Source organism: Dialister sp. CAG:357, assembly GCF_000435155.1.
Classification (GTDB): domain Bacteria; phylum Bacillota; class Negativicutes; order Veillonellales; family Dialisteraceae; genus Dialister; species Dialister hominis.
Genome location: NZ_FR896394.1, coordinates 3,557 through 7,796, shown reverse-complemented (window position 1 = coordinate 7,796; position 4,240 = coordinate 3,557). Strand labels below are relative to the sequence as shown.

5 protein-coding genes are annotated in these 4,240 nt (G+C 50.7%); 1 reads left to right on the top strand and 4 read right to left on the bottom strand.

What is annotated here, in order from left to right:
* Positions 1–52 precede the first annotated feature (52 nt).
* A complete protein-coding gene (locus M3200_RS02940; RefSeq protein WP_288178101.1) occupies positions 53–223 on the top strand; it encodes a hypothetical protein in 171 nt (56 codons plus the stop codon).
* A gap of 235 nt (positions 224–458) precedes the next feature.
* On the opposite strand, the gene recF is transcribed toward M3200_RS02940, so the two are convergent.
* From recF to dnaA, 4 genes are all read right to left on the bottom strand, one after another.
* Complete coding sequence (recF, locus tag M3200_RS02935; protein ID WP_022382046.1) at positions 459–1,529, bottom strand: DNA replication/repair protein RecF; 1,071 nt, start codon at positions 1,527–1,529, stop codon at positions 459–461.
* 2 nt (positions 1,530–1,531) lie between these two features.
* A complete protein-coding gene (locus M3200_RS02930; protein WP_022382045.1) occupies positions 1,532–1,744 on the bottom strand; it encodes an RNA-binding S4 domain-containing protein in 213 nt (70 codons plus the stop codon).
* A complete protein-coding gene (gene dnaN, locus M3200_RS02925) occupies positions 1,744–2,856 on the bottom strand; it encodes a DNA polymerase III subunit beta (protein WP_022382044.1) in 1,113 nt (370 codons plus the stop codon). Before dnaN ends, M3200_RS02930 begins: the two co-directional genes overlap by 1 nt.
* Positions 2,857–3,114: 258 nt before the next feature.
* Positions 3,115–4,240, bottom strand: a 1,126-nt coding sequence (dnaA, locus tag M3200_RS02920) for a chromosomal replication initiator protein DnaA (RefSeq protein WP_288178100.1), incomplete at its 5' end; no start/stop codon positions are given.

The window sequence follows — 4,240 nt, the reverse complement described above, 5'->3', positions numbered from 1 at the left end:
GCCTGCGAGGCGAAAGGGGTTCATTTAATCCTTCTATCTCAGCAGCCTTGATTTGAAGGAAGAAAAGCAAAACCCGTACAACCTCGCTCTGCTCGAGGAACCTTTTTGTATTTTAAATCTCAATGAATACTGCACCCCTTTCCTGGCAACAGTTAAAAGATTGGCCGGTACTTCTTCCCCGCTGGGGCAGGTCAAAGTTCTCCGCTTCGTTACTGATGGATAATATCGAATGAGCGTTTTACAGTTTTCATTTATAATATCGGAACTCGTCGGTACGAAAGGTTTTAACCTGCCCGTCGGGGTGGATCCAGACTATCCTTGATACTGACGCTGGTGAAAAGGGTGAAGTTCCACGCGGTTTTATCGCGGTTTTCTGGTGTCGTCAGCGTAGTCTGACAACGAAAAAAGGACTCTCGATGAGTCCTTTTTTCGTACCCTTATACTCTTCTATCTTTCCCTCATTCCTTCCCTACTTCGATAATCTTCGCCTTATGGTCGAAGGGCACGTCGGTGCCTGTGACCATGGTCTGTATATTTCTTGTTTCGAGGAAGTTCATGAGGGCTTTTCTTCTTTTGCTGTCCAGCTCGCTTCCGATGTCGTCCAAAAGGAGGACGGGGTATTCGCTGGTTTCTTCTTTGATGTATTCCATCTCGGAGAGTTTCATGGCGAGGATGGCTGTCCGCTGCTGGCCCTGGGAGCCGTAGATGGAGATGTCCATGCCGTTCATGAAGAAGGTAAGGTCATCTCTGTGCGGGCCTACGGAGGTGTGGCAGAATTTGGCGTCTTCTTCGTGGTAGGCAGCGAGGCGTTCGAGGAACCATTCTTCGTCGAATCTCGGCTCGTCGGATCCGGCTTGTTTGTAGCGGATTTCGAGGTTTTCCCTGTTTCCTGTAAGGGCGGATTCCATATCGGGGACGGTACCGTTCATCTTTTTCAAGGTTTCAAGGCGTTTCCTCACGATGTAGGCGGCGCATTTCCCGATCTGTTCGTCCCAGATGTCGGTATCCGGGATGATGCCTGTCATCCTGGCGTTCCTGAAGGCTGCGTTTCTTTGCTGGACGGCTCTGGTGTAGCGGAGGAGTTCGGCATAGTAGCGCGGGGAGACCTGGGAGATTTCCATATCAAGGAAGCGCCTCCTGAAAACGGGGGCGCCTTTGATGAGCTGGAGTTCGTCAGGGGTGAAGATGACGGTGCGGAAGAGGCCCATGAGGTCTTTTTTACGGACAGGGTTGTCGTTGAAGAAGATTTTCTTGCCCTGGTTCCTCGTCAGTTTCACTTTGATGGTATGCGAGACGTCGCGGATGGTGAAGTCGAGGAGGATGGTGCCTTCCTCGTCCCCCAGCCGGATCATTTCGTTGTCGTTTCCCGTGCGGAAGGATTTCCCTATGGAGGCGTAATAGACCGCCTCGATCAGGTTCGTCTTCCCGCTGCCGTTTTCGCCCGTGAAGATAGTGAGTCCTTCATCCGGCAGGATGGTCGTATCCTCCATATTGCGGATCTGGATCAGCCGGAATTTCACGCACTTCATGGCTAGGCTCCGGTCAGCTTGTATTCGTCGCCGTCGATCTTGAGCATGTCTCCGGCGCGAAGCTTCTTTCTCTTTTCGGTGACCTTCTTTCCGTTCAGTGTGATCTTGTGCGCTTCAAGGTAGTCTCCGGTCTCCCCGCCCGAGCTGATCCGGTCCGTCTTTTTCAGGAACTGGTCAAGCTGGATGAAGTCTCCGTAAATCTGTATTTCTTCCATTAGTTTCTTCCTCTCATCGGGGTGACGACGTAGCGGTATGTCTTGTCGTCCTGCTGTTCCACGAGCATCGGGCCGCTCTTCAGGAGATGCAGCGTGATTGTTTCGCCCTTGGAATGCTTCAATATATCCTCTATATAACTGCAGTTGAATGTGATGTCGATATCATCGCCTTCAAGCTTGACGGGGATCGACGTATCGGAGCGTCCGATTTCCGGATCTTCTTCGAAGACTTCGAGCACGCCCTGCTTGAAATGGAAATTGATCGTATTGTAGTTCACATCGCGGGAAATCGGGCTGACAAAGCGGACGGCTTCGGCAAAGTCGTGGAGATTCAGTTCCGCATGGGCATCAAAGGACTGCGGGATGACTCTCTGGTATTCCGGATATTCGCCGTTGATCAGGTTGCTGATAAAGTACGTGCTGCCGATGGTGAATGCGACATGATTCTTGGACCAGGAAATTTCCATCTTTTCCTCTTCCCCGTCCGGCAAAAGGCGGATGACGTCGGAAAGGATGCCGGCAGGAACGATGATTCTGCCAGCGGCTGTGGCCGGTTCATCCAGGGAGATTTCCTTGGTAGCCAGGCGGTGCGTGTTGGTAGCGGCCATGGCGAAGAGAGAATCATGGATTTCAAAAAGTACGCCTGTAAAGAAAGGCTTCTGTTTATCAGTGGCTGCTGCAAACTGGACGAGGCTGACCATGTCAGCGAAATCCTTGCAGCGGATGACTGCATGATTCTGATGCTCCATTTCCTCGACTTCCGGGAAATCCTGGGAATTCCTGACAGGGAACTTCGAGAAGTAGGATCCGCTCTTAAAGGAAACGGTATTTTCTCCTTTACCCATTTCCATGACGATATCCCCTGATGGCATCATGCGAAGTGTACTCTGCAGCTGGGGCGCAGCAATGACTGCAACGCCGTCTTCAAAAATGTCTGCGCTGCAGGTCGTTTTTATGCCGATCGTGTAATCGTTTGCCTGGAATTCGACAATGCCATTGGCAGCAGAAATGAAAAAGCCATTGTTGGTGTTGGAATTGATTTTTGTCTGTGCTGCGCGCTGGACTCGGTCGAGGGCGCTCGTCAGCTCGTTTTTGTTGAATGTGACCTTCATGGCAGCTCCTTAATAAATATGACTAATAATATAAGAGAGTAGTAGCAGGCGTAGTAGTACGCTGTGAATAAGTGAATAACTTTGTGACTATCTAGATTTTATCGATTTTGAGCCTTTGTGAAAACCCGGTGAATAACTTTTTTTCTTCTTCACACATTTCACAGATTTCCGGGGGTCTGGATTTATCCACAGTTTATGCACTGTTTTTTACCCTCTGCGGGCCGTGTTTCTTCACAATACTTTATATAGAGGCAGCTCTTACCTTTTCAGCTGCTTGGTAAGTTCATCGATGACGGCCTTCGTGCTCTGATCGCGTTTGATTTCCTTTTCCACGCGTTCGCAGGCATAGACGACTGTCGTGTGATCCTTTCTTTTGAACTTGTCACGGAGTGCCGGGAAAGAAATGCCCGGGATCAGGTTTCTGGCCAGGTACATGGCAATCTGTCTTGGAACGACATATTTTTTCGGACGCGCATTGCTGAGGACCTGTTCCTTCGTCACGCCGTAGCGGTCGCAGACTTTGTCGATGATGATATCGACCGTCAGCGTATTGCCGCCGTCGAGCGGGATCTTGTCTTTCAGTGCTTCCATGGCAAAAGGCAGTGTGATCGGCTTCTCTTTGATGCGGGCTATCATGACCAGGCTGTTGAAAGCGCCTTCCAGCTCACGGACATTCGTATTGATGTGGCTTGCAATGTAATCGACGACTTCATCCGGCAGATTGATACCCTGCTTTTCAGCGCGGTTCTTCAGGATGATGCTGCAGATTTCATAGTCAGGCGGGGAAATCGGAGCGACAAGGCCGCTCGAGAAACGGCTCTGCAGGCGGTCTTCGAGCTTTTCAATATCCGATGGCGTACGGTCGCTCGTCATGATGATGTTCTTCTTCTTGTCGAAGAGTTCATTGAACGTGTTGAAGATTTCCATCTTCGTCGAGTCCCTCGAGCCGAAGAACTGGACATCGTCGATCAGAAGGAAGTCCGGATTTCTGTACTTCTGGCGGAAGTCATTCGTCGCATGGCGCTGGATGGCATCGATCAGCTCATTCGTGAACGTTTCACTGGACACGAAAAGAACGGAAAGCTCCGGCTTGTATTCATGGATGTAATTGCAGATCGCATGCAGAAGATGCGTCTTGCCAAGGCCGGATGGGCCGTAAATGAAGAGCGGATTCATATTTGTATCCGTCAGCTTTGGATTGACCGCAGCCTGTGCGACGGCCAGGGCCGCCGAATACGCTACGTCATTGCACCCGCCGTGGACGAATGTCTCGAACGTGTACTCCTCATTGATGGGATTTGACTGGAAAACCTTCGCTTTTTTCGCTTCCGGCTTCTTCGGTTCTTCGAAAAGGGAGCCCTGAGCGACATCCTGGATGCTCGGA